Origin of the sequence: Streptomyces sp. NPDC046821 (assembly GCF_040645335.1) — a bacterium.
Lineage (GTDB): Bacteria > Actinomycetota > Actinomycetes > Streptomycetales > Streptomycetaceae > Streptomyces.
The window spans coordinates 33,391-51,881 of the sequence record NZ_JBEYYB010000004.1 but is presented as its reverse complement, the minus strand read 5'-3'; the positions used below and the strand labels follow the sequence as shown (position 1 = coordinate 51,881).

The window sequence follows — 18,491 nt, the reverse complement described above, 5'->3', positions numbered from 1 at the left end:
GCGAAATAAGCATTGCGTAAAATGATCAATGAAATTGAAGGCGCCCACCCGGTCAGATTGTTATATCCGCAGGGATAAAGTCCCTGCTGAGAGCAATCCCACATCACATCGTCATCACAAACCGAGTGATTCGGCCGGGTTCGGCACTCACTCGCTGTAGCGTCGATTGGGTGCGTACCGAACTAAACCTCACCCGTGTCGAGCGGGTCTTCGCCCGCCTCGACCGGGAGCCGGAACGACCGGCCAACCCGAATGTGCCCAGGATGAGCAGGCACAGGGTGGTGCTCTTCGGAGCCACCCTGGCCTTCTACCTGGCGATCGTGGTGGCCGTGGTGACCACGTCCCGGCTCGTGGCCTTCGACTGGGAGGTCATGCTCTTCCGGCCGTACCAGCAGTGGCCCCAGGTCCACGCGTTCCTCGACTACTGGGTGGTGCTCGGCCAGCGCGGACCGACCGCCGTCATGGTCATGGCCTGGCTCGGCTGGCGCTCCTGGCGTCAGCACACGCTGCGGCCGCTGCTCACCTTCGGCGCGGCGCTGCTGCTCCTGAACATCACGGTGGGCGCCGCCAAGCTCGGCATGGGACGCCTCGGCCCCCACTACGCGACCGTCATCGGCTCGAACGAGATGTGGGGAGGCGGCGATATATTTCCTTCGGGCCACACCGCCAACGCCGTCGTGACCTGGGGAATCCTCGCCTATCTGGCCTCGACGCCGCGCGCCAGGCGCTGGCTGTCGGCCTTCTCCGCCGTGATCTCGCTGAGCGTCGGTCTCACCACCGTCTACCTCGGCACGCACTGGCTCAGCGACGTCTTCCTGGGCTGGACCGCCGGTCTGCTCATCCTGCTCGCGCTGCCTTGGGTCGAGCCGCTGATCACGACCGTCGAGGCCTGGATCTTCTCGCAGCGCGACCTGTGGCGTGCCCGCCGCCCCGGCACCGTCCCCGCGCCCGCCCCGGCCGGCGCCACGGCGATGGCCCAGCGAGGCACCGCGGCGGAGGAGCCGGCCGTACGGGAGACCGTCGGCGCCGCGCGCTCCGTCCGGGCCCCCGTGCTGCTCGCCCCCGGCCCGCACACCACGCGCTCCGAGCGCACCCCGGTCACCCCGGCCGGCAGCCGCAGGCCCCCGCACGCGGACAGAGTCCCGCGCGGCGCCACGTCGGCCCGCCCGGTCACCGGCGGCTGACCACCGCCCGCGCGACAGCGGGGCCGGTACGCACAATCTGACCCCGCACACCGAAGGCCCCCGGCTCCGTCACGGAGCCGGGGGCCTTCGCGCTGCCTCGTCAGCCCTTCCAGCAGCGGATCACGGTGCCGTCGGACACCTCGAAGTTCAGCCGCCCCACGAGGTACTCCATCGTGATGATCGCGCCCGGGGGCAGCGACCTGACCGTGGACCAGCCGTGCTCGCGGGCCCGCCGCTCGGCGCCCGCCGCGTCGAGACCGACGTACGAGCCGAGGGAGTCCTGGGGTTCTGCGGGAGGGGTCGGAATGGGTGCCATGACCGCCACGTTAGGCGGCCGGGCCGCCTGACACCAGGGCCTTCCGGCCCCGGCCGCGCCCGGTCACCGGTCCCCCTCCGGTCACGCTTCTGTCACAGGATCACGACACGCGTATCACTCGAACTCCGTCACACGTACGAGCGATTCAATGCTCCTTCCGCACAGCTTCCGAGCGCGTCACGGCATAATTCCCCAGCTTCTCCGAATGCCTGCGGATAGCCTGCCGGGAAATAGCGCCACGACCGCGTCCGGGCACCGGCCAATTAGGAATCCCGGACGCTCTTCACCAGTTGACGCCCCATCGGAATTGCGAGATACGCGGCACCCAGGCCCTCCCGTACACCCCCGTCCGAGCGTGGGGACACGAGCGTCTGGGCGGGTGCCCGAGGCGGTCCCGGGGCGCGAGGAGCGAGGGGCAAGCGATGGGTACGGGTGTCGAGTCCGAGCGGCAGACGGCACGGCCGGGGCCGGTGCGGAGGCCGGGCGCGGTCCTCGTGGACTGGGTGACGACGACCGACCACAAGCGGATCGGCCATCTCTACCTGATCACGTCGTTCCTGTTCTTCCTCGCGGGCGGCGTCATGGCGCTGCTGATGCGCGCGGAGCTCGCGCGGCCGGGCCTGCAGTTCCTGTCCCCCGAGGAGTACAACCAGCTCTTCACGATGCACGGCACGATCATGCTGCTGCTCTTCGCGACGCCGACCTTCGCGGGCTTCGCCAACGAGATCATGCCGCTGCAGATCGGCTCCCCCGACGTGGCGTTCCCCCGGCTCAACATGCTGTCGTACTGGCTGTTCCTGTTCGGCGGGCTGATCGTGCTCAGTTCGCTGATGCTGCCCGGCGGGGCCGCGGACTTCGGCTGGTTCGCGTACGCGCCGCTCAACAGCGCGGCGCGGACGCCCGGGGTCGGCGCCGACATGTGGATCATGGGCCTGGCTCTCGCCGGCTTCGGCACGATCCTGGGCGCGGTGAACTTCCTGACGACGATCATCTGTATGCGGGCGCCCGGCATGACGATGTTCCGGATGCCGATCTTCACGTGGAACACGCTGTTCACGTCGATCCTCGTGCTGATGGCCTTCCCGGTGCTCGCGGCGACGCTGCTCGTCCTGGAGGCGGACCGGCGCTTCGGGGCGGTGGTCTTCGACGCCCGGTTCGGGGGCGCGCTGCTGTGGCAGCACCTCTTCTGGTTCTTCGGGCATCCGGAGGTCTACATCATCGCGCTGCCGTTCTTCGGCATCGTCTCCGAGATCATCCCCGTCTTCAGCCGCAAGCCGATCTGGGGCTACTCGACGCTGGTGGGCGCGACGATGACGATCACCGGGCTCTCCATCGTGGTGTGGGCGCACCACATGTTCGTGACGGGCGCGGTGCTGCTGCCGTTCTTCTCGTTCATGACGTTCCTGATCGCGGTGCCGACCGGCGTGAAGTTCTTCAACTGGATCGGGACGATGCTCAACGGGTCCCTGTCCTTCGAGACGCCGATGCTGTGGTCGGTCGGCTTCCTGATCACGTTCCTGTTCGGCGGCCTGACCGGGGTCATCCTCGCGGCGCCGCCGCTGGACTTCCAGGTGACGGACTCGTACTTCGTCGTCGCGCACTTCCACTACGTGGTGTTCGGCACGGTCGCCTTCGCGACGTTCGGCGGCTTCTACTTCTGGTGGCCGAAGCTCACCGGGAAGATGCTCGACGAACGCCTGGGCAAGATCCACTTCTGGACGCTGTTCATCGGCTTCCAGACCACGTTCCTGGTGCAGCACTGGCTCGGCGTCGAGGGGATGCCGAGGCGGTACGCGGACTATCTGGCGGCCGACGGCTTCACGGCGCTCAACACCGTGTCGACCATCGGCGCGTTCCTGGTGGGCCTCTCCACGCTGCCGTTCCTCTACAACGTCTGGCGGACGGCCCACTACGGCAAGAAGGTCGACGTGGACGACCCGTGGGGGTACGGGCGTTCGCTGGAGTGGGCGACGGCCTGCCCGGCGCCCCGGCACAACTTCGTCACGCTGCCCCGGGTCCGCTCCGAGTCCCCCGCGTTCGACCTGCACCACCCGGGGTTCGCGCAGTCCGAACCGCTGCGCCGTCCCGTGCGCGGGCGCGGGACGGACGGGCCTTCGCTGCCCTGATCGCGCGCGGGACGGACAGTCCCACGCTGCCCTGATCCCGTCCGTCCCGAGCGCGCGGCCTACTCCGCCGCCACCGGCGTCACGAGGAGCGCCAGGTCGTTGTTGTCCGTGTAGTAGGGGCCAGCCGCGATCCGGCCCCGCGCGGTGTCCACGCGCGCGGTCGGGTAGGTGAAGATCGGCTTCTTGTCCGCGACGTCGTCCAGGAGCCGGGCGACCCGGACCGCGAGCCCGTCCTCCCCCTCCGGCCGCACCCACAGGTCCCAGCGGCCGGCCTCGAGATCCTCGTAGGCGACCCGGAAGCTGAACTCGTCGCCGTGCGCGGTCACTTCGGTACGGAGCACCGGTCCGGCGTCCGCGCGGGAACGTATCTCCGCGACAGATCCGGGTGTGAGCGCGGTGCCGTACACGCGGCCGTGGACCGTCAACTCGCCGTCGGTGAGGAGGAGTTCGCCCGCCTCGGCGTGCGGGGCGCGCAGCCAGCTGCGCACGGTGAGGTTGCCGTGCTTGGTCGCATACGGGATGCGTACGGAGACGGAGCCGCCCGAGGCGCCGGGGACGCGGTCGACGAGGGACCGCAGGTCGTTGAGGCCGGGGGTCAGGCGGCGCGGCTCCTCGCCGGCCACCTGCGCGAAGGCGTCCCAGCGCCCCTCGGGCAGCCGGACGCTGCTGGGCAGGGCCGCGCGCAGCCTGCCGTCGCCGGCCGGGGTCAGCGGCAGGCGCACGTTCTCGGCGGTGTCGCGGAGGGTGAGGACGAGGTGGGCGGGGGCCGGGCCGCCGTGGTCGGTGACGTCGAAGGTGAGGCCGCCGGCGGAGTCCGCGACGCAGTCGGCGCGGGGCGGCGCGATCGTTCCTGTGGCCCGCCGGGGCGTGGCCGGGAAGTCCGCCGAAGCGGCGAGCGTCGTCATGCTGTGCGCCTCTTTCGCTGGGCCACGATGGTGGAACGTGCCGTGTCACGTACGGCGTACGCGCCTCCGAGGAGCGCGCCGCGGGTCCGGTGCAGGACGGCTCCGCCGCGGCGGGAGGCCAGGGCGCCGAACAGTGTTTCGTAGCGCTCGGCGATGTAGGCCGGGTCGAAGCGTTCGGAGTCCTTGAGTGCCGCGCTCGCCATCTCGGCCCGCAGCGCGTCGTCGTTGATGAGTTCGAGGAGGCCCTCGGAGATCGACTCGACGTTGCCGGTCTTGACGAGCCGCCCGTCGACGCCGTTGTCGATGATCTCGCCGGGGCCGTGCGGGCAGTCCGTGGCGACGACCGGGAGGCCGCAGCGCATCGCCTCGACGATCGTCATGCCGAAGGACTCCAGGCTGGAGGTGACGGCCGCGATGGATCCTTTCGCCCACTCGGGTTCGATGGGGTGGGCCGGACCCATGAGGAACACATGGTTGTACAGGCCGAGTTGGTCGATCAGGGCACGGAGCTTGGCCTTCTGGTCGCCGTGACCGTAGATCCGCAGGCGCCAGTCGGGCCGCTCCTGGCGGACCCGGTCGAAGGCCCGCACCAGCAGGTCGTAGCGCTTGACCGGGGCGAGCCGGCCGGCCGCGACGACCCACTTGCCGGAGCCGTCCGCCGGTTCGACACCGGGCGCGGGCACGGGGTTCGGCACGGCCTCGAGCCGCACCCCCGGCAGCCGCATCTTCGCCCGGTACGCGGAGGCGTCGGCCTGGGTGGTCGTGGTCAGCGCGTCGAGCCGCGGGTAGACCGCGCGCAGCTCCCGGCGCAGCGCGCTCGCGTGGCTGTCCAGGGTGAGATGTTCCTGTCCTACGCGGACGGGACCGCGCCGGGTCTGGCGCGCGAGGTGCACGTTGATACCTGGTCGGGTGCCGACGACGACGTCGGCGTCCACCTTGCCCAGGTACTCGGCGATCCGCCGGTCGGTGAGGGCGTTGTACTGGTGGTAGCGGCCCTCGGCACGCGGGAACACGGAGGCGGGAGTCCGGGCTTCGGCGCTGTCGCCCTCGTATCCCGGGCCCTTGCGGAGGTCGACGAGGTGGCGGACGCCGACCCTCGGGTCGAGCCGGAAGACGGATTCCTCGCGGTGGCGCATCACCGAGACCACTTCGACGTCATGGTGCTCGGCAAGCGTGTTCGCGAGATTGAACGTCGTCCGGATCGTCCCGCCGATTCCGTATGCGTTGTGAATCAGGAAAGAAATATGCATGGATCCCCGTATTCCACTGTTCCTCGCGGACAGTCCGGCTCATCCGCCTACCCGCGGGTTAGACAGACGTGCGGGGGCAGAGGTTGGGCGTCCACGCCATCTTGTTCCAGAACAGATGCCGGATTGAGAGATGATTTCTGGAACCTTTTGACACTTTGCTCGATCAGGGCAGGTAGGAGAGCTGCGGCACAACAAAACAGTTCGTGGTCATGTCACCCGCTTGAGTGATCCACCCCGAGCCGTCCTTCCACCGCGCGACCGACAGACAGGTCCTGCGCGTCTTCGGCGGCTGCGGCAGCCGCTCGAAGGTGACGGGCAGCAGCAGCCCGCGCGCGGTGTACGGCTTCCCGCTGTTCATGAAGGCGTCGACGCACGCGCGCGTGACGTCCTCACCCTTCGCCTGGCAGGACTTGGCCGCGTCGGTGAACCACATGGCGGCCGCCCAGCCCTCCAACTGCCACTGGGAATGCGTGCTCAGGTTCTTCGTGACGTCGCGGAACGCGCGTACGGCGGGGAACCGCACGTCCTCGTAGTTACGGCTCGACCCGGTGGCCCACAGGGCGTTGCGGCAGCGGGGCGCGTTCTTGTAGTCGGTGGCCACTGTCGACGTCCAGTTCTGCACGTTGGTGACCTTGGCGACGACGTGGACGCCGGCCTGGTCCATCGCCTGGCACAGCTGCGCGTTGCCATGGGCGTCGATCGCGTCGAAGACCAGGTCGACGTGCTGGTCCTTCAGATCGGCGGCCACGGCACGGAAGTTGGGCAGCGCGAAGTCGACCTGCTCCGTGATGACCTTGTAGCCCTCGGTCCTGAGCCCCCGGGTCACGAGACGCGCGTACGCGGCCGACGCGGCCTGGTTGTACGAGACCACGGCGGCGGTGCGGGCGCCCTTCTCCCGCTTGAAGAACCGGTACACCTCGGTCCCGCCGTACAGCTTTCCGCCCCAGCCCGGTGTCCCGTTCCGCGGCGCGAGGCTGCCGTAGATCCCGTACAGGTGCGGGTACGTGTCGTAGGCGGCGCCGATCGGCTGGGCGCCGATGTCCGGCACGCGCGCGTGGGAGACGCGGGGCGCGCCCGCGTAGTCGAGGGACGTCGTCGCGACGAGGGCGACCACCTTGTCCTCGTCGACGAGCTTGCGGACGCACTCGTTGTTGCCGACCCCGCTGCCGCCGTCGTCGCAGGTGTGCACCTCGACGGGGCGTCCGCCGATGCCGCCGTGCGCGTTCAGGTCGCGGAAGAAGGCCTGGGCGCCGTCGCCCGGACCGGTGAAGGCCGCGCCGCCGACCGGGCTGGTGACGCTCGCGATGATGCCGACCCGGATCGGCGCCCGCGCCGGGGCCGTACCACTTCCGCCCTGTTCGAAGTCGCTCTCCGGGAGCCGGCTGCCGCAGGCCGCGCTCAGCAGGAGCAGCAGGCCCGCGGCGGCTGCCTCAGCAGCCCGGAACCGGCGAGGCCGACGCATTCGAGTTCAACTGCACCAGTGCGCACAGCGTCTTGACGGACACCTTCCACGTACCGCCCTGCTCGACCGACGTCCCGGAGGCGCCGGGCAGCACCGGGGAACCGTTCAGGTTGAGCGTGTAGGTGACGTCCGCGGTGGTCGGTGAGGTGAACGCGACCTGGTTGACCGTCGCCGAGACCTCCTGGCCCCGCTTGTCGCCGTTGAAGCCCTCCAGCACCGGCTTCAACTGCTGGCCGTTCTCGAGGAGGGCCAGCTTTTCGTCGACCGGGGTGGACGGGCTGAAGAACTCGACCCAGTTCTTCTTGACCTGCTGTTCGGCAGCGGCTGGATTCGCCGGTGCCGTCGCGCTCGGCGTGGGCGTCCCGGACGCCTTCGCGCCACCCCCGCTGTTGTTGCCGCAAGCCGCGGCGACGGGCACGAGGACGAGGACCGCGACCGCCGCGAGAGCCGCGCCCTTCCTTCGTGTGCCGTCCCGCCCGCATGTGCCGTCCCGCCTGCGGGTGTCTGCTCGCCTGCGGGTACTCCCGAGAACCATCTGGCTCACCACCGGGGTGTCTGACCGGGCCAGGTGCGCCCGGTTGATTTCAGGGTCAGCTTCCCGGCGGCATAGTGCAAGCCACCTTGACCCATGGAAGGGTGTCGGACAGAAAGGCATCACGTGGAGGCCCCCGATGCGGACCGCTCGGCTGCGTAGCGCGCACCCCGTGCTGTGGGCGGGGCTCGCCGCCGTGGCGGCCGGCGCGGTGCTCTGCGTCATCGGCTGGTACGGCATCTCGGGCGAACGTTTCGTCGCGCGCCAGCTCCCCTATCTCGCGTCGTGCACGATCCCCGGCGCCGCCCTGATCGTCGCGGGCGCCGTCCTCCTCACGTACGGCAGGAGCGCGACGGCCGCCGCCCGGACGGAGGAGCTGTACGCGCTCCTGGTGTCCGCCGCCCCCGACGACACCGGCACGGACAGGCCGGGCGAAGAACGCGCGACCAGCGGCACACTCGTCACGGTGCCGGGCGGAACGCTGTGGCACCGCGCGGACTGTCCGCTCGTCGCCGGGAAGCCCGATGCCGTACCGGCCGACACCGGCGCCATGACCCGCGGTGACCTGACCCCGTGTCCCGTCTGCGAGCCACCCGCCGCCGACGGGCAGCCGGCCGGGTGAACCCGTGGCGTCGCTGACCTACGACCTCACCCTGGCCGGTCTCTCGGTCGGCGCCGCAGCCGCGCTCACCGGCATCGGACTCATCGTCACGTACCGGGCGACCGGGGTCCTGAACCTCGCGCACGGCGCCGTCGCCATGGTGTGCGCGTATGTGCTGCGGCAGTTCGTGACCGTGTGGGGGTGGCCGCTGTGGGTGGGGGCGGTGGTCACGCTCGCGGTGGTGGCGCCGGGGATCGGGCTCGTCCTGGAGTGGTTCGTGTTCCGTCCGCTGGCGGTCGTCGGAGGTGACCCCGCGCGCACCCTTGTGGCGTCGATCGGGGTGTTCGTCCTTCTCGTGGGCGGGGCCGCGCTGTTGTGGGGGACCGGCGCCCAGGAGGGGGCGCCGTCGCTCGTCCCCAACGACCCGTGGGCACAGCTCGCGTCGGTCGTGGCGCTGGCGGTCGCGGTGTGGGCGGTGACCCGCTGGACGCGCCTCGGCGACGAGCTGCGGGCGGTGGTCGACGACCGCGGCCTTGCCGTGCTCACCGGCATCGACGCGGACCGGGTCGCGGCGGCGGGCTGGGCGTTCGGCTCATTCACCGCGGGCCTGACGGGCGTACTGCTCGCGCCGGTCGTGCGCCTCGACCCGTACGGGCTGCCCCTCCTGGTGATGGAGGTGGTGGCCGTGGCGGTCGCCGCGCGGATGCGGAGTCTGCCGGTGGCCGTGGGTGTGGCGCTCGCCATCGGGGTCGCGCAGAGCCAGCTGACCCGGCTGCATCCGTCGGGGTGGGCCGCGCCGCTTCTCCAGGCGGTGGGCGCCAACCTGTTCGTCGTGGCGCTGCTCGTCGCGGCGCTCGTCCTGCCGGGCGTCGGGGGCCGGACCGGGCTGCCCCGCACCGCCACCACTCCGGTGCCCGCGCCGCCGGGTACCTGGCTGGTGGCCGTCGTCCTCTTCCTGCTGCCGCTCGGGCTCGCGGGCTCCGACCTCCAGACGGCCGTTCAGGTGCCCGCGCTCGGGATCATCCTGCTGTCCCTGGTCGTGGTCACCGGGCGGGGCGGCCAGATCTCCCTGGGCCAGGCGGCGTACGCGGGACTCGGCGCCCTCTTCACGGCGCTGCTCGCGGCGGGACGCTTCCCCGGGCTGCCGCGGCTGCCCCTCCTCGCCGCGCTCGCCGTGGCCGTCCTCCTGGTCGCGCCCCTCGGCGTCCTGACGGGCCGTCCCGCGATCAGCCGGCACGGGCTCGCTCTCGCGCTCGCCACGTTCGCGGTGGGCGTCGGCGTCGCCCGCTTCGTGTTCGACCAGCCGTACGCGACCTCCGGCCTCACCATCGGCCGCCCCTCCGGCTTCGACGACGACCGCGTGTTCTACGTCCTCGAACTCGTGCTGCTCACCGGCGCCGTCCTCGCCGTGGCCGCGCTGCGCCGGGGACGCACGGGGCGTGCGCTGGCCGCGATCCGCGACGACGAGGCGGGGGCGGCGGCCGCCGGAGTGCCGGTACCGGCCCTGAAACTCTGGGCGTTCGTCATCGGAGCGGCGCTCGCCGCGCTCGGCGGCGGGCTGCTCGCGATGGGGGTGCAGGCCTTCGACGCGGCCACGTTCGACCCCGTACGGAGCCTGCTCTGGTTCGCGGCGGTCGTCGTGCTCGGCGCGGACAGCCCGCTCGGCGCACTGGCCGCGGCGGCGCTCCTGGTGGGCCTGGACGCGGGCACGAAGGGCGGTGTCGCGGCGGCCCTCATCGGCGTACTCGCGGTCCTCGTGGGCCGCTTCCCGTCCGGGCCGTACGAGGCCCTGCGGGCGGCGGTGGCCCTGATGCGCGGCCCGAAGCCGACACTGACGGCCCGGGGGATGGCGGTGCGGGAGCTTTTGGGGGGTGGGGCGAGTGTGACCGTCCCGTCCCCGGCACCCTCCCCTGCCCTCGCCCCCAGCCCCCCGTCCTCCGACGCCCTCACCGCCCACCACCTCACCGTCACCTACGGCGGTTACGTCGCGCTGAGCGACGTGAGTCTCCGTGCCGAGCCCGGGAGCGTCACCGCCGTCGTGGGGCCCAACGGGGCGGGCAAGAGCACCCTGTTCCACTGTCTGGCCGGAACGCTGCGGCCCGGTGCGGGGCGCGTCATGTTCGGGGAGCGGGACATCACCCGGCTCCCTGCGCACGCCCGCGCCCGGCTCGGTCTGGCCATCACCTTCCAGCAGCTGGCCGTCTTCCCCTCCCTCACCGTCGGCGACAACGTCCGCGTCGGCGCCGAACAGGGCCGGGTACGCGACGAGGCCGCCACCGCGCGCGTACTTCACCTGCTCGGCCTCACCGCCACCGGCCCCACCGCCGACCTGCCCACTGGCACGCTGCGCCGGGTCGAGCTGGGCCGCGCCCTCGCCGGCAGCCCCCGCGTCCTGCTGCTCGACGAACCCGCCGCCGGGCTGGACACCGCCGAAGTGGCCGCGCTCGCCCGGGTGCTGCGGGCGCTCGCGGCGGACGGGACGGCGCTGCTCGTCATCGAACACGACCTGGACCTCGTCGCCGGGCTCGCGGACACCGTGCACGTGATGGCGGCGGGCCGGATCGTCTCCTCGGGCCCGGCCGGCGAGGTGCTCGGCGGCGAGACGGCGCGGACGTGACCGCCGCCGCGCCCGAGCCTCCGGGTGTGAACATGGCCGCCACCGCGCCCGGAGGCCTCGCCCTGCGCCACGCGCGCGTGCGCTACGGCCCGCTGGAAGCCCTGCACGGAGTGACCCTCACGGCACCCGCCCCCGGCCTCACCGTCCTCCTCGGCCGCAACGGCTCCGGCCGCACGACCGCGCTGCGCGCCCTCGCCGGGACCGTGCCGCTCACCGCCGGATCCGTGCTCTGGCAGGGCGCCGACGTCACGGCCGTACCCGCGCACGAGCGGGTGGCCCGGGGCCTGTGCTTCGTACCGGAGCGGCAGGCGGTCTTCGGGTCGCTGACGGTGGCCGAGAACCTCGAACTGGCCGCCCGCGGACACGGTTTTGCACAGGCCCTGGGGGCGTACCCCGAGCTGCGGCCCCTGCTGCCGCGCCGCGCGGGCACCCTGTCCGGCGGCGAGCAGCGCATGTTGGCGCTCTCGCGGGCGCTCGTGTCGCACGCGCGCGTGGTCCTCGTCGACGAGCCCGCGCAGGGCATGGCCCCGGCCGTGGCGTCACGGACGTACGAGCTGCTCGGCGGGCTCGACGCGTGTGTGGTCGTCGCCGAGCAGCGGCTCCCGCCGGACCTGCGCACGCGCGCGGGAGTGGTGGTGTACGAACTCCGTCGCGGTGCCGTCGTGTTCGCCGGGGAGGCCGCCGAGCTCGGCGCCGGTCCTTCGGCTACGCCTTCGGGATGAGCAGCATGGTCCCGACGTTGATGCGGTCGGGAGAGGCGCCGACCATCTGCTTGTTGGCCTGGTAGAGGGCCTGCCAGCCGCCCTTGACGTGGGCGAGCCTGGCGATGGAGCTGAGGGTGTCCCCCGACTTCACGATGTGGACCCGGCCGTCGAGCTTGTAGACCTTGGAGCAGGCGGGCCAGGCCCGCCAGCCCTGGGTGCGCAGCACCTTCTCGGCGACCGCGATCTGCTGGGCGCGGGTCGCGAGGTCGGCGCGGGGGGCGTAGGCGAGGCCGCCGAACGCCTCCCAGGTGGACTGCTGGAACTGGAGCCCGCCGTAGAACGAGTTGCCGCTGTTGACGTGCCACCGCCTGTTGCTCTCGCACTCGGCGACGCAGCCCCACGGCCACTGGTCCTTGGCGCAGCCGTACGCCTTGTCGGCCAGGCGTCCCGGTCCCGAGGCCGGTGGGGAGGCGGACGCGGCGGCGGGGGTGAGCAGGACGGCGAGGAGCGCGGCCGACAGGGCCGCGAGAAGGAGCGGGCGCTCGGGTGTCTCGGTCACGGTTCGCATCGCGTCACGCTAGGCAGCCGGGGCCGCGCCTCCGCTGTGCCGCGCCCTGCGGGGGCACCTGCCCCACCCGGTCAGCCGCCTCCGCCCGTGGCGACACTCCGCGACGACCCTTTTCAGCCAACAATTCGCCGGCCCGGTGCGGCCGAATCAATGATTTGTCGACCTGTTGGCATGGTGACTCACCCGCTCACCTCCCAGGATCAATCATCTTGCGCGTCAGGGAAGTTGACGGTGGGCGGCTGCTTCAGGCCACCGGTTCACTGCGTGACACGGATGGGTGGATTACGTCCCCTTATGGGCGTGACCCGCGGCACGCATCCTCCGTTGTCTTCTGCATGAGCCGGGGGCCGCCCGGCCGCATCGACACAGCAACAGACCGATTCCGAGGAGCCACCGTGCCGCGTATGCTCGACGTCAGCGACGACGTTCGCGCCGAGATCGGCGACGCAGAAGCCGACCGGCTGCTCGCCGGAGAGAACGCCCCGGGTACGTACGACTGCACGTCCTGCCGTACCCCGGGCGACTCGGAACAGGAGCGCACCAGCACCGTCCTGTTCATCGGCGACGAGACCGCTGTCCTCGCCTTCGCCCACTCCACCTGCCTGCCCTCGCAGGTCGTCCAGGTGTCCGAGGAGCAGCTCCAGGGCGCCGTACGTTCCATCACCGGCGACGGGGGCGCCCCCGCAGCGGCTGCTCCCGTTCCCTCCCCCGCGGCGCCGGCCGCCCCGCAGCAGGCCGTTCTCGGCGTGACCAGCGGGCTCGTCCTGATCTCCGGTGAGCTGCACCCCGCGCTCGTCGTCGAGCCGACCGGGCCGATCGCCCGTCCCGGCTCAACGAGCGGGATCGACGAGTTCCTGACCCTGCTCGTCGAGCAGGGCTTCACGCCGACCCACCAGGTCGGCCAGGTGCCGCCGGTGCTGCACGGCTGGTCCGTGCTCCTCGCCATGGGCCAGCTGCACGCCGTCCTCCAGCCCGGGGCGAACGGCGCGGGCCAGGTGGCCTGGTGGCAGGCCCACCAGCCGCTGCACGTCACCGACAGCTGGCGCGCCGCCGCCAACAAGACGAACTCCGTCCTCGTCTTCGCGGCGCCGTCCGGCACGATCGGCCGCCAGCCGCGCGAGGACCTCCTGCGGGACGCCCTCGACAAGGCCGCGGTGAACGGTCTCCTGGTCGGTGTGACGATGCCGCTCGCGGGGACGTGAGCAGTCCGCTGTGACGGTGGGCCGGGCGCGTGTGCGTCCGGCCCACCGTCATGCCGGGAGGCGCCCGCACCCCTCTCGGCCTGCGAAAGCGGAATCCCGGCCGCATCCGGGAGGGTGTGCGGGTCGTTGGCACCTACGTGCACTCATACGACCCCACTCGCCTCCCGCAGTACCCGACCCCGATCCCCGCCATGCGGGGGACGCACGATCCGGCGGGCGGCCGATCGGCCACGCCGATCTATGACGCGCTGTACCTGGAGTACCTCCGGTCCTTCCGCGCCCTGCCGGGCGACCGCAGCGGCGAGGAGCACCTCACCTTCGCCTCGTACGGCCCGGTCCCGGTCCCCGTACCGGTCCCCGTCCCGTACGGCATGAACTTCGGCAACGGCCGCGGCGGCTCATACCCCGAGCCGCAGTTCGTCCACAGCGGGCCGCCACCCGGCTCCTGGTACGCGAACGGGCGGCAGCACAACCCAGAGGGGAACCCCCTGGCCGCACTGCCGCCCGGCCGGCGCCGCGAGCACTAGAGGCTCGCGGTCACCTCACTTCTTGCGGCCGCGCTTCTCGCGCACGCGGACCGAAATGTGGATCGGCGTCCCCTCGAAACCGAACTCCTCGCGGAGGCGCCGCTCCACGAAGCGGCGGTAGCCGGCCTCGATGAAACCGGAGGCGAAGAGCACGAAGCGCGGGGGCTTCGTGCCGGCCTGCGTACCGAAGAGGATGCGGGGCTGCTTGCCGCCGCGGATCGGGTGCGGGTGCGCGGCCACGAGCTCACCCAGGAACGCGTTGAGGCGGCCGGTCGGCACACGCGTGCCCCAGCTTTCCAGCGCCGTCTCGATCGCGGGGACCAGCTTCTCCATGTGACGGCCGGTCGTCGCCGACACGTTCACCCGGGGCGCCCACGCGACCTGCTGGAGCTCCGTCTCGATCTCACGCTCCAGGTAGTAACGCCGCTCCTCGTCGAGCGTGTCCCACTTGTTGTACGCGACGACGATCGCGCGGCCCGCCTCGACGGCCATCGTCACGATGCGCTGGTCCTGGACCGAGATCGACTCGGACGCGTCGAACAGGATGACCGCGACCTCGGCCTTCTCCACGGCGGCGGCCGTACGCAGCGACGCGTAGTAGTCCGCACCCTGCTGGAGGTGGACGCGCTTGCGGATGCCCGCCGTGTCGACGAACTTCCAGGTCTTGCCGCCGAGGTCGATGAGCTCGTCGACCGGGTCACGGGTGGTGCCCGCCAGCTCGTTCACGACGACGCGGTCCTCGCCCGCCACCTTGTTCAGGAGGGAGGACTTGCCGACGTTCGGGCGGCCGATGAGGGCGACGCGGCGGGGGCCGCCGATCGCGGTGCCGAAGGTCTGCTCGGGCGCCTCGGGCAGGGCTTCCAGGACGGCGTCCAGCATGTCGCCGGTGCCGCGGCCGTGCAGGGCCGAGACCGGGTGCGGCTCGCCGAGGCCGAGCGACCACAGGGCGGTGGCGTCGGCCTCGCCGCTCGGACCGTCCACCTTGTTGGCGCACAGCACGACCGGCTTGCGGGCCTTGCGCAGCAGCTTCACGACGGCGAGGTCGGTGTCGGTCGGGCCGACCGTCGCGTCGACGACGAAGACGACCGCGTCGGCCGTCTCGATCGCGTACTCGGCCTGCGCGGCCACCGACGCGTCGATGCCGAGGACGTCCTGCTCCCAGCCGCCCGTGTCGACGAGCCGGAAGCGCCGGCCCGCCCACTCGGCGTCGTACGACACGCGGTCGCGGGTGACGCCGGGCTTGTCCTCGACGACCGCCTCGCGGCGGCCGATGATGCGGTTCACCAGGGTCGACTTGCCGACATTGGGACGGCCGACGACGGCGAGGACGGGCAGCGGGCCGTGACCCGCCTCGTCGATCGCGCCCTCGACGTCCTCGACGTCGAAGCCCTCCTCCGCGGCGAGCTCCATGAACTCCGCGTACTCCGAGTCGCCAAGGGCCCCGTGCTCGTGGCCGGCCGAGCCCTCCGGCTGGATCTGGTCGTTCATGAAGTCCGTACCTCGTCGTTCATCGTGGTGATCGGTGCGCCCGCGCTCATGGGCAGGCGCACTACTGAAAGTCTCGCTCAGCGCCCGGTCAGGCGCCTGGCGTTCTCCAGGTGGGCGGTCAGCCGCTCCTGGATGCGCACGGTCGCCTCGTCCAGCGCCTTGCGCGTACGCCGCCCGCTGCCGTCACCCGCGGGGAACGGGTCCCCGAAGACGACGTCGACGCGGCTGCGCAGCGGCGGCAGCGCCTTGACCAGCCGGCCGCTCTTCTCCGTACTGCCCAGGACCGCCACCGGCACGATCGGTGCCCCGCTGCGTACGGCGAAGTAGGCGAGTCCGGCACGCAGGGAGGCGAAGTCGCCGCCCCCTCGGGTGCCCTCCGGGAATATGCCGAGGACTCCCCCCTCGTCGAGCACGCTCAGCGCACGCGTGATCGCCGTACGGTCCGTCGACCGACGGTCCACCTCGACCTGGCCGATGGCGCCCAGGAACGGACCGAGGGGGCCGACGAACGCTTCCTTCTTGATGAGGAAGTGCGTCGGCCTCGGCGCGACGCCCATGACCATCGGACCGTCCACGTTGTGCGCGTGGTTCACGGCGAGGATCACCGGGCCGGTCACGGGGACCTTCCAGGAGCCGAGGACGCGGGGCCTGAACAGCCCGTACATGAGGCCGACGCCGATCCGGCGGCCGACCTCCGCGCCTCTTTCGGAGGGGGGAGCCGAGGTCACTTCGCGTCCCGCTTCTCCCCGATGAGGGTGACGACGCACTCGATGACCTGCTGGAGCGTGAGCTCGGAGGTGTCCACCTCGACGGCGTCGTCGGCCTTGGCCAGCGGCGACGTCTTACGGCTGGAGTCGGCGGCGTCCCGCTTGATCAGGGCCTCCTGGGTCGCCTTCACGTCGGCGCCCTTGAGCTCACCGCTGCGGCGGGCCGCGCGGGCCTCCGGCGAGGCGGTGAGGAAGATCTTGAGGTCGGCGTCGGGCAGGACCGTCGTACCGATGTCACGGCCCTCGACGACGATGCCGTGCTGAGCCGAGGCGGCGATGGTGCGCTGGAGCTCGGTGATGCGCTCACGCACCTCGGGGACGGCGCTGACGGCGCTGACCTTGGAGGTGACGTCGGTGGTGCGGATGGGGCCGGCCACGTCGACACCGTCGACGGTGATCGTCGGCGCGTTCGGGTCGGTGCCGGAGATGATCTCGGCCTTGCCCGCGACGGCGGCGATGGCGGACGGGTCGGCCAGGTCTATGCCGTTGTTCACCATCCACCAGGTGATCGCCCGGTACTGGGCACCGGTGTCCAGGTAGCTCAGGCCGAGCTGGGCGGCGACGGCCTTCGAGGTGCTCGACTTGCCCGTGCCGGAGGGTCCGTCGATGGCGACGATCACTGCTGCCGGGGCGGCGCTTGCGGCGGTTGCGGCGGTTTCCACGGGGCTGCGGACACCTTTCTCAGTGCACGGGACGGGGAGGCGGGGCGCTGAACGCGCCCCGCACAAGGTTACTGGCTCGGGCACGCTGCCCTTACAGCCCCTGGCACAGCCCCTGTGGGTCCCCTACTGCCGCATCGCCCAGCCGCGCTCGCGCAGCGAGGCCGCCAGCTTCGGGGCCGCGGCCGGCTGGACCATGAGCTGGACGAAGCCTGCCTGCTGGCCCGTGGCGTGCTCGATGCGCACGTCCTCCACGTTGACGCCGGCGGCGCCCGCGTCCGCGAAGATCCGCGCCAGCTCGCCGGGCTGGTCGGAGATGAGGACGGCCACGGTGTCGTACGCGGCCGGGGCCGCGCCGTGCTTGCCGGGGACGCGGACCTGGCCCGCGTTGCCGCGGCGCAGGACGTCCTCGATGCCGGTGGCGCCCTCGCGGCGCTTCTCGTCGTCCGAGGCCTGGAGGGAGCGCAGAGCCTGCACGGTCTCGTCGAGGTCGGCGGCGACCGCGGAGAGCAGGTCGGCGACCGGGCCCGGGTTCGCGGAGAGGATGTCGATCCACATCCGAGGGTCGGATCCGGCGATGCGCGTCACGTCCCGGATGCCCTGGCCGCAGAGGCGTACGGCCGACTCCTCGGCGTGCTCCAGGCGGGCCGCGACCATGCTGGAGACCAGGTGCGGCATGTGCGAGACGAGGGCGACCGCGCGGTCGTGGGAGTCGGCGTCCATGACGACGGGGACGGCCCGGCACAGCGCGACCAGTTCGAGCGCGAGGTTCAGGACCTCGGTGTCGGTGTCGCGGGTGGGCGTGAGCACCCAAGGGCGGCCCTCGAAGAGGTCGGCGGTGGCGGCCAGGGGGCCGCTGCGCTCGCGGCCCGACATGGGGTGCGTGCCGATGTAGGGGGCGAGGTCGAGGCCGAGGGCCTCCAGCTCGCGGCGGGGGCCGCCCTTGACGCTGGCGACGTCGAGGTAGCCGCGGGCGACACCGCGCCGCATCGCGTCGGCGAGGGTCGTCGCGACGTGGGCGGGCGGCACGGCCACCACGCACAGGTCTACGGTCCCCTCGGGCTCCTCGTCGGTGCCGGCGCCGAGCGCGGCGGCGGTGCGGGCCTGCGCCGGGTCGTGGTCGGCGAGGTGTACGCGCACGCCGCGTGAGGCGAGGGCCAGGGCGGCGGAGGTGCCGATGAGGCCGGTGCCGAGGACGAGGGCGGTCCTCACTGGGCGATGTCCTTGCGCAGGGCCGCCGCGGCACCGAGGTACACGTGCGCGATCCCCGACTTCGGCAGCTCGGACTCGATGTGCGCGAGGACGCGGACGACGCGCGGCAGGGCGCCCTCGATGTCGAGTTCCTGCGCGCAGATCAGCGGCACGTCGACAATGCCCAGCTTGCGCGCGGCGGCGGCCGGGAAGTCGGAGTGCAGATCGGGGGTCGCCGTGAACCAGATGGAGATCAGGTTCTCGGAGGTCAGCCCGTTCCGCTCAAGGATGGCGGTCAGCAGCTCGCTGACCTGCTGGTCCATGTGTCCGGCCTCGTCCCGTTCGAGTTGGACGGCGCCCCGGACCGCTCGTACCGCCACGGTGTCGCTCCT

The 18,491-nt window shown here is 71.9% G+C and carries 18 protein-coding genes; 7 read left to right on the top strand and 11 right to left on the bottom strand.

The annotated features are described in order from the left end of the window. Positions 1 to 170 precede the first annotated feature (170 nt). Positions 171 to 1,184, top strand: a complete 1,014-nt coding sequence (locus tag ABZ893_RS08995; RefSeq protein ID WP_361399154.1) for a phosphatase PAP2 family protein — start codon at positions 171 to 173, stop codon at positions 1,182 to 1,184. A gap of 100 nt (positions 1,185 to 1,284) precedes the next feature. Here ABZ893_RS08995 and ABZ893_RS08990 read toward each other — a convergent pair whose 3' ends face one another. After that, positions 1,285 to 1,500 carry an I78 family peptidase inhibitor gene (locus ABZ893_RS08990; RefSeq protein WP_361399151.1) on the bottom strand — a complete coding sequence of 72 codons (216 nt, stop codon included), beginning with the start codon at positions 1,498 to 1,500 and terminating at the stop codon, positions 1,285 to 1,287. 422 nt (positions 1,501 to 1,922) lie between these two features. Between ABZ893_RS08990 and ctaD the strand changes: the two genes are divergently transcribed. Beyond that, a complete protein-coding gene (gene ctaD, locus ABZ893_RS08985) occupies positions 1,923 to 3,626 on the top strand; it encodes a cytochrome c oxidase subunit I (RefSeq protein ID WP_361399148.1) in 1,704 nt (567 codons plus the stop codon). Between the two features lie 59 nt (positions 3,627 to 3,685). Here ctaD and ABZ893_RS08980 read toward each other — a convergent pair whose 3' ends face one another. From ABZ893_RS08980 to ABZ893_RS08965, 4 genes are all read right to left on the bottom strand, one after another. Further along, positions 3,686 to 4,531, bottom strand: a complete 846-nt coding sequence (locus ABZ893_RS08980) for a hypothetical protein (protein ID WP_361399144.1) — start codon at positions 4,529 to 4,531, stop codon at positions 3,686 to 3,688. Then, positions 4,528 to 5,781: a glycosyltransferase family 4 protein gene (locus ABZ893_RS08975; protein ID WP_361399141.1), complete on the bottom strand. Its 1,254-nt coding sequence runs from the start codon at positions 5,779 to 5,781 to the stop codon at positions 4,528 to 4,530. The genes ABZ893_RS08980 and ABZ893_RS08975 overlap by 4 nt, the downstream gene beginning before the upstream one ends. A gap of 163 nt (positions 5,782 to 5,944) precedes the next feature. Beyond that, on the bottom strand, positions 5,945 to 7,243 hold the full coding sequence (locus ABZ893_RS08970) for an ABC transporter substrate-binding protein (protein WP_361399138.1): 1,299 nt from the start codon (positions 7,241 to 7,243) through the stop codon (positions 5,945 to 5,947). Next, on the bottom strand, positions 7,212 to 7,778 hold the full coding sequence (locus tag ABZ893_RS08965) for a hypothetical protein (protein ID WP_361399135.1): 567 nt from the start codon (positions 7,776 to 7,778) through the stop codon (positions 7,212 to 7,214). Before ABZ893_RS08965 ends, ABZ893_RS08970 begins: the two co-directional genes overlap by 32 nt. A gap of 136 nt (positions 7,779 to 7,914) precedes the next feature. Here ABZ893_RS08965 and ABZ893_RS08960 point away from each other — a divergent pair, with 136 nt between their 5' ends. The 3 genes from ABZ893_RS08960 to ABZ893_RS08950 are packed head-to-tail and all read left to right on the top strand — an operon-like array spanning position 7,915 to position 11,715. Then, complete coding sequence (locus tag ABZ893_RS08960; protein WP_361399132.1) at positions 7,915 to 8,397, top strand: hypothetical protein; 483 nt, start codon at positions 7,915 to 7,917, stop codon at positions 8,395 to 8,397. A gap of 4 nt (positions 8,398 to 8,401) precedes the next feature. Then, positions 8,402 to 10,993 (top strand): ATP-binding cassette domain-containing protein, encoded by a 2,592-nt coding sequence (locus tag ABZ893_RS08955; RefSeq protein ID WP_361399129.1) that lies wholly within the window; start codon positions 8,402 to 8,404, stop codon positions 10,991 to 10,993. A 32-nt stretch (positions 10,994 to 11,025) separates the two neighbouring features. After that, entirely contained in the window at positions 11,026 to 11,715 is a 690-nt protein-coding gene (locus ABZ893_RS08950; protein ID WP_361400160.1) for an ATP-binding cassette domain-containing protein, read from the top strand. On the opposite strand, the gene ABZ893_RS08945 is transcribed toward ABZ893_RS08950, so the two are convergent. Continuing rightward, positions 11,699 to 12,265 (bottom strand): transglycosylase family protein, encoded by a 567-nt coding sequence (locus tag ABZ893_RS08945; RefSeq protein ID WP_361399126.1) that lies wholly within the window; start codon positions 12,263 to 12,265, stop codon positions 11,699 to 11,701. The two genes, ABZ893_RS08950 and ABZ893_RS08945, sit on opposite strands and share 17 nt — an antisense overlap. A 395-nt stretch (positions 12,266 to 12,660) precedes the next feature. Here ABZ893_RS08945 and ABZ893_RS08940 point away from each other — a divergent pair, with 395 nt between their 5' ends. Both ABZ893_RS08940 and ABZ893_RS08935 read left to right on the top strand, forming a co-directional pair. Further along, positions 12,661 to 13,467 (top strand): hypothetical protein, encoded by an 807-nt coding sequence (locus tag ABZ893_RS08940; RefSeq protein ID WP_361399123.1) that lies wholly within the window; start codon positions 12,661 to 12,663, stop codon positions 13,465 to 13,467. A gap of 191 nt (positions 13,468 to 13,658) precedes the next feature. After that, positions 13,659 to 13,994 carry a hypothetical protein gene (locus ABZ893_RS08935; protein WP_361399120.1) on the top strand — a complete coding sequence of 112 codons (336 nt, stop codon included), beginning with the start codon at positions 13,659 to 13,661 and terminating at the stop codon, positions 13,992 to 13,994. A 15-nt stretch (positions 13,995 to 14,009) separates the two neighbouring features. Here the strand turns inward: ABZ893_RS08935 and der are convergent, their stop codons facing one another. The 5 genes from der to aroH form a co-directional block, all read right to left on the bottom strand. Continuing rightward, positions 14,010 to 15,482 (bottom strand): ribosome biogenesis GTPase Der, encoded by a 1,473-nt coding sequence (der, locus tag ABZ893_RS08930; protein WP_361399116.1) that lies wholly within the window; start codon positions 15,480 to 15,482, stop codon positions 14,010 to 14,012. A 77-nt stretch (positions 15,483 to 15,559) separates the two neighbouring features. Continuing rightward, on the bottom strand, positions 15,560 to 16,147 hold the full coding sequence (locus ABZ893_RS08925) for a lysophospholipid acyltransferase family protein (RefSeq protein WP_361400157.1): 588 nt from the start codon (positions 16,145 to 16,147) through the stop codon (positions 15,560 to 15,562). Positions 16,148 to 16,206: 59 nt separating this feature from the next. Beyond that, the gene (gene cmk / locus ABZ893_RS08920) at positions 16,207 to 16,911 is read right to left on the bottom strand and encodes a (d)CMP kinase (protein ID WP_361399113.1); all 705 of its coding nucleotides are present in this window, start codon (positions 16,909 to 16,911) and stop codon (positions 16,207 to 16,209) included. A 123-nt stretch (positions 16,912 to 17,034) separates the two neighbouring features. After that, positions 17,035 to 18,120: a prephenate dehydrogenase gene (locus ABZ893_RS08915; RefSeq protein WP_361399110.1), complete on the bottom strand. Its 1,086-nt coding sequence runs from the start codon at positions 18,118 to 18,120 to the stop codon at positions 17,035 to 17,037. Continuing rightward, positions 18,117 to 18,479, bottom strand: a complete 363-nt coding sequence (gene aroH / locus ABZ893_RS08910) for a chorismate mutase (protein WP_361399107.1) — start codon at positions 18,477 to 18,479, stop codon at positions 18,117 to 18,119. The genes ABZ893_RS08915 and aroH overlap by 4 nt, the downstream gene beginning before the upstream one ends. Between the last annotated feature and the right edge of the window lie 12 nt (positions 18,480 to 18,491).

Bases quoted from the DNA above. Each gene is read 5' to 3' on its own strand.
- ABZ893_RS08965 (WP_361399135.1), bottom strand. From the start codon at position 7,778: ATGGTTCTCGGGAGTACCCGCAGGCGAGCAGACACCCGCAGGCGGGAC.
- ABZ893_RS08950 (WP_361400160.1), top strand. From the start codon at position 11,026: ATGGCCGCCACCGCGCCCGGAGGCCTCGCCCTGCGCCACGCGCGCGTG.
- ABZ893_RS08970 (WP_361399138.1), bottom strand. From the start codon at position 7,243: ATGCGTCGGCCTCGCCGGTTCCGGGCTGCTGAGGCAGCCGCCGCGGGC.
- ABZ893_RS08975 (WP_361399141.1), bottom strand. From the start codon at position 5,781: ATGCATATTTCTTTCCTGATTCACAACGCATACGGAATCGGCGGGACG.
- der (WP_361399116.1), bottom strand. From the start codon at position 15,482: ATGAACGACCAGATCCAGCCGGAGGGCTCGGCCGGCCACGAGCACGGG.
- ABZ893_RS08925 (WP_361400157.1), bottom strand. From the start codon at position 16,147: ATGTACGGGCTGTTCAGGCCCCGCGTCCTCGGCTCCTGGAAGGTCCCC.
- ABZ893_RS08945 (WP_361399126.1), bottom strand. From the start codon at position 12,265: ATGCGAACCGTGACCGAGACACCCGAGCGCCCGCTCCTTCTCGCGGCC.
- ABZ893_RS08980 (WP_361399144.1), bottom strand. From the start codon at position 4,531: ATGACGACGCTCGCCGCTTCGGCGGACTTCCCGGCCACGCCCCGGCGG.
- ABZ893_RS08960 (WP_361399132.1), top strand. From the start codon at position 7,915: ATGCGGACCGCTCGGCTGCGTAGCGCGCACCCCGTGCTGTGGGCGGGG.
- ABZ893_RS08935 (WP_361399120.1), top strand. From the start codon at position 13,659: ATGCGGGGGACGCACGATCCGGCGGGCGGCCGATCGGCCACGCCGATC.
- ABZ893_RS08990 (WP_361399151.1), bottom strand. From the start codon at position 1,500: ATGGCACCCATTCCGACCCCTCCCGCAGAACCCCAGGACTCCCTCGGC.
- ctaD (WP_361399148.1), top strand. From the start codon at position 1,923: ATGGGTACGGGTGTCGAGTCCGAGCGGCAGACGGCACGGCCGGGGCCG.